Raw genomic sequence first — 4,778 nt, 5'->3', positions numbered from 1 at the left:
ATCCGCAACCACCCGCCCGACCGCGACCGCGACGTCACCGTCGACACCGACACCGGCGCGATCCGGGTCGTCACGTCGGCCGTCGACAACCGCGTCGGCATCCGCGCCGCCTGGTCGCATCCGGGCACGCGCCTCGCCTTCTGGTCGCATTTCACGACGCCCTTCGCCGGGTCTGCGTTCGTCATGCTGTGGGGCTTCCCCTTCCTCACCGCGGGGGAAGGCCTGTCACAGGGACAGGCGGCGCTCGTGACGACCGTGTACGTGCTGGCCGGCATCCTGATCGGGCCGGTCATGGGGTCGCTGTCGAGCCGGGTGCCGACGCTCCGCTCCCGGGCGCTGGTGCTGCCCTCCATCGCGGTGCAAGCCGTGGCCTGGCTGATCGTCATCGCCCAGCCCGGACCCGCTCCGCTGTGGATGCTGCTCGGTCTCGCCGTCGCCCTGGCGATGGGCGGGCCGGCGTCGATGGTGGCCTTCGACCACGCCCGCACCCACAACCCGTCGCACCGCCTCAGCACGGCGACCGGAATCACCAACTCCGGCGGGTTCCTCGCGGGCCTCATCGCGGTGTTCCTGATCGGGGTCGCCCTGGACCTGCAGGGGGCGGGCACTCCCGAGACCTACACGCTGGATGCCTTCCGGCTCGCCTTCCTCACGCAGGTGCCGCTGTGGGTGGTCGGGTCGATCTTCATCGCCGTGGAGCGAAAGCGCACCCGCATCCACATCGGGCTGGACAGCCCGCGCGCCCCGCGCCGGCGCGGGCGTCAGGCCACGCGCGGCGCGTAGCGACCGGACTTCTCCGCACGGGCGCGGGCCTTGGCCGCTTCGTCCTCACGATTCTTCGGCGGCGCCACCGCGACCAGGTCTGCCAGCAGATGCCGCGTCGCGTGCTCCACGTCTGCGACGGCACGCTCGAAGGCCTGCTGATTCGCCTTGGACGGGTTGGTGGTGCCGGCGATCTTGCGCACGTACTGCAGCGCGGCGGCATGAACCTCGTCGTCGGTGGCGGCTGGTTCGAAGTTGTGCAGGGTGTGGATGTTGCGACACATGCGGTCACCGTACGCTCAGGATGCCGGTGCTTCCAGCCCCTACTGTCGGAACGTGGAAGAACCGGCACCGAACGAACCCGACGGCACTGTGACCGTGTTCACCCACGACGGCGCGCAGCTGGTGGTCGAGGCCACCGGCGTGGGCGCGCGGACGTTCCTCCTCGTGCACGGCATCGGCATGGGCCGCGGCGCCTTCGGCGATCTCATCGAGCACCTCGAGCCGCACGGTCGGGTGCTGGCACTGGACCTGCCGGGATTCGGTGCGGCCGAGGAGCCGCCCCGCGTGCCGTCGATCGAGCGGCTGGCCGACCTCGTCGCGGCGTACCTGCGTCAGCACGAGCCGGCCGAGCGGGAACTCGTCGCCGTCGGACACTCGATGGGCACGCAGGTCGTCACGGAGCTCGCCGTGCGGCATCCTGCGCTGGTCGACCGCATCGTGCTGGTCGCCCCGACGGTGGATGCCGCCGCCCGAGGCGCCTTGCCCCAGCTCGGCCGCCTGGCTCTGGATCTCTTCATCGAGAGCCCCAAAGTGGTCTTTCTCGGCGCCCGCGAGTACGTGCGAGCGGGACCGCGCCTGCGGCGCAAGACCCGGGCGATGCTCACGCACCGCCCGGAGCTGTCCTACCCCAAAGTCACGGTCCCGGCGCTCGTCATCCGCGGCGAGAACGACGTCGTGTGCCCCCGCGCGTGGTGCGCGCGGGTCGCGGCCGCCCTGCGCACGCGCGTGGTGGAGATCCCCGGGCACGGGCACGAGACGATGATCCGCGACGCCGCCCCGGCCGCCCGTGCGATCCTCGCCGAGCTCGGAGTTCAGCCCGTCGAGACCTGACGCGCCAGCTCTGAGATCTCTTCGTCGGGCAGGTGGATGCCGGACTGCTCGAGGCGCTGGCGCAGCACCTCGACGATGCGCTCGTGCGGCTCGATGGACACATCCGAGCGCGTCTGCGCGACGATCCCCGCGACCTTGTCGACCTCGGGCGCGTTGTTCTGCGCCATCGCCGGGAGTCGCTGCTCCTGCTCGCCGGAAAGGTCGGCCTGCTGCGTCTCGCTGACGGTGAGCGTGCCGCGGTTCTCGTCCTGACCGTAGTGCTCGCTGCCGTCGTCGGTCACGCCGATGCCGACCGCCTCGTGGGTCGGCTCGGGCGCGGGGGCCGCGGAGCCGTCGACAGGAGCGGGCACGCCGTCCGGCCCGTCGCCGGCCTGCGTGGCGGGGTCCACCGCGTCGGGGCTGTCCGCCGCCGTCTCGCGGAGGGCTGCCTCGTCGACGCCGCCCTTGTCGGGCAGATTGTCACCGGTGCTGTCGAACTCGTTCTCGCGCTCGGTCATGATTCCTCAATTCCCAGGTCGGGGTCGGCTCCTCGGGACGGTGCGGGCGACTCCACGTCGCCGACGTCCACGGGCGCATCGGACAGATCGGGCGATCCCACCGAATCGGCGTTGCGTTCCCGCGCCTCGATGTCATCGATGCCTTCCCAGCCCCCCGGCGGGTCGGCGTTGATCACTCCCTCGGGCAGCTCCTGGTCCGCGTGGTCGGTCATGGTGCGCTCCTCTCGTCGCTCCCCACTCTGACCTCCACCCGGCCCGGGCGCACGGGGTTGACGGATGCACGCGCCCCGCGTAGGGCGGCGGCGTCAGACCGTGCGGGCGGTGCGCAGGATGCCGCGGTGCTCGGGATGCCCCTCGAACCAGTCGGCGACGTACCAGCAGGTGGGGATCACGGTGCGGTCACCGCGGGACTCGAGCTCGGCGACGGCGCGCGACACCACCTCTGCCGCATAGCCGTGGCCGCGGTGGGTGGGCACCGTGTAGGCGCGGGTCATCGCGACCGTGCGCCCGTCGTCGCGGTAATCCAGCACGCTGACGAGGTCATCGCCGCGCAGCAGCGCCCAACGGGAGGCATCCACCTGTTTCTCGAAGCGCAGGTCCTTCATGCCGCCAGGCTACGCCTCGCGTGGGACAGCGGGGCCGCAGAACCGCGGCGCGGGGCACGGACCGCCGACGGTGCCATCGCAGTCGTCGATGTTCGCCCCGACGGCTGAGCACTCTGTCATATTTCGTCATCCGGCGGCCGGGATCACTGAGCGGTTTGACGCATTCCGACTACGTAGGTCATAATCGGCCACATGACTGACAACGCACGCTCTCTGTCCGCCTGGGAGGCGAACGGGACTGCCGGCATGATTATGCCCGGCCGCGCTGTCATGTGTTGCCGAATGTGTCGCTGACACGATGACCCCCGCCGGGTTTCTGTCGCACCTCTGATCTGAGCGACGCGACCGAGCCCCCGAGCACCGCGCTGAGCGCCCACCCCCGCGCCACTCGCTGCTTCGACACACGGCCCGCCTCCGGGCTCCGCAACGCACACCCGAACCCGCTCCAGGCGCACCGCCCGGGTTCCACCCGCTAGGACCTCACTCCCATGTCGAACATCGCCCTGCTGGACCGCCCGACCACCTCCCGCCACCTTCGCGCCGTCGAGGACGTCGCCCCGGCGACCGCTCCCCCGGCCGCCGTGACCGCTGCGCCGCCCGCGGCCCGGCCCGTCCCCGCCGGCACCGCGCCGCGCGGATTCGCCCTCTACGTCGGCATCGACGAGGTCAAGGCGGCACAGGACGGCGTATCGCTGTCTGCCCTCGTGGCTGCCCTGCGGCGCACGCTGGGCGAGCTGGCACCGCACGCCGAGACCTACGCCACCGTCGCCCTCGCCCCCGCCGGTGCGGGTGGCCGCGACGTCGACGTCGTGCGGCTGGCGCTTCACGAACCCAGCGCAGTCGCCCGCACCCAGCAGGACGAGCCCGACGAAGACGCGGCCCCCGGCGGCGTGACCGTCGACATCTCTCGCAAGCGCGTGCTGATCGACGGCGCGTCGGCGGCGTTCACCTTCAAAGAGTTCGAGCTGCTGCAGTACCTGGTGCTGCGGGAGGGCCGCACGATCGAGCGCGCCGAGCTCGTCTCGTCGCTCTGGCAGGGCACGGGCGAAGACGAGACACCCGGCGAGCGCACCATCGACGTGCACGTCCGACGCCTGCGCGCGAAGCTCGGCCGCTACGAGGACATCGTCCGCACGGTGCGGGGAGTCGGGTACCGGTTCGACCGGCACGCCGACGTCGTGATCCGCTACGGCCACGGCAGCCCCTCCCCCGACCGCTTCTGACCGCAGCGCGCGGCATCGCGCTCGCTTCACCTGTCGCGTGTTGTCGCTTCGGCGACGTGGAACCCGCAGCACGCGTCAGGCGAGAAGATGCCAGCCTCACGATCGCCTTGATGTAAAGGGTACTTGTCTGTAAAGTACCCTTTACATGGAAGCGACGACACGGGACGCTTCGTCCGGTGGAGAGGTGGATGACATGGATGGCAGCACGACGACGAAGAGCCGTTGGGGGCGCGCGCGTTTCGGCGGAGGTTCCGCGACACTGTGGGGCACGTCGCTGATGATCGGCGTGGTCGTCTCGGCCTGCGCGGGCGGGCTCTTCGTGGCGCTGAATCCCGATGAACGAGCCGGGCTCGCTTTCGCGGTCGTCATGGCGGGGACCTTGCCCGCCGCGGCCGCACTGGGCTGGGGACTGCTCGTGGACCGCTCGACGATTGCGGGAGCAGTCGCGAAACCGGACGATTCCATCGAATCCGATTGGTATCAGAAGGCGGCCGGCGGCGCCTTCCATGATGTCCTCCTCGTCGGCGGGCTCGGCGCAGCGGCATTCTCATTCGCACGGATCGAGGCATCCGTCGGCG

At 70.9% G+C, this 4,778-nt stretch carries 7 protein-coding genes and 1 pseudogene; 4 read left to right on the top strand and 4 right to left on the bottom strand.

Features of this window, described 5'->3' with window-relative positions; genetic code table 11:
* The coding region (locus NQ160_RS18710) for an MFS transporter (RefSeq protein ID WP_257516624.1) at window positions 1-783 on the top strand (783 nt) is incomplete at its 5' end.
* Here the strand turns inward: NQ160_RS18710 and NQ160_RS18705 are convergent.
* Window positions 762-1,046, bottom strand: coding sequence for a DUF2277 domain-containing protein (locus NQ160_RS18705; protein WP_257516388.1), 285 nt, complete (start codon window positions 1,044-1,046; stop codon window positions 762-764). The two genes, NQ160_RS18710 and NQ160_RS18705, sit on opposite strands and share 22 nt — an antisense overlap.
* 52 nt (window positions 1,047-1,098) lie before the next feature.
* Here NQ160_RS18705 and NQ160_RS18700 point away from each other — a divergent pair, with 52 nt between their 5' ends.
* On the top strand, window positions 1,099-1,875 hold the full coding sequence (locus NQ160_RS18700; protein ID WP_257516389.1) for an alpha/beta fold hydrolase: 777 nt from the start codon (window positions 1,099-1,101) through the stop codon (window positions 1,873-1,875).
* Here the strand turns inward: NQ160_RS18700 and NQ160_RS18695 are convergent.
* From NQ160_RS18695 to NQ160_RS18685, 3 genes are all read right to left on the bottom strand, one after another.
* A complete protein-coding gene (locus tag NQ160_RS18695; RefSeq protein ID WP_257516623.1) occupies window positions 1,857-2,372 on the bottom strand; it encodes a hypothetical protein in 516 nt (171 codons plus the stop codon). The genes NQ160_RS18700 and NQ160_RS18695 overlap by 19 nt on opposite strands.
* Window positions 2,369-2,584 carry a hypothetical protein gene (locus tag NQ160_RS18690; protein ID WP_257516622.1) on the bottom strand — a complete coding sequence of 72 codons (216 nt, stop codon included), beginning with the start codon at window positions 2,582-2,584 and terminating at the stop codon, window positions 2,369-2,371. The genes NQ160_RS18695 and NQ160_RS18690 overlap by 4 nt, the downstream gene beginning before the upstream one ends.
* 93 nt (window positions 2,585-2,677) lie before the next feature.
* Window positions 2,678-2,977 (bottom strand): GNAT family N-acetyltransferase, encoded by a 300-nt coding sequence (locus tag NQ160_RS18685; protein WP_257516621.1) that lies wholly within the window; start codon window positions 2,975-2,977, stop codon window positions 2,678-2,680.
* Between the two features lie 488 nt (window positions 2,978-3,465).
* Here NQ160_RS18685 and NQ160_RS18680 point away from each other — a divergent pair, with 488 nt between their 5' ends.
* Both NQ160_RS18680 and NQ160_RS18675 read left to right on the top strand, forming a co-directional pair.
* On the top strand, window positions 3,466-4,200 hold the full coding sequence (locus NQ160_RS18680) for a winged helix-turn-helix domain-containing protein (RefSeq protein WP_257516620.1): 735 nt from the start codon (window positions 3,466-3,468) through the stop codon (window positions 4,198-4,200).
* A gap of 277 nt (window positions 4,201-4,477) precedes the next feature.
* Window positions 4,478-4,778, top strand: a pseudogene (locus NQ160_RS18675) (hypothetical protein); the annotation flags it as partial.

Source organism: Microbacterium sp. zg.Y909, assembly GCF_024626565.1.
Note: the sequence above shows the minus strand (reverse complement) of the source record. Positions and strands in the feature narration are given on the sequence as shown.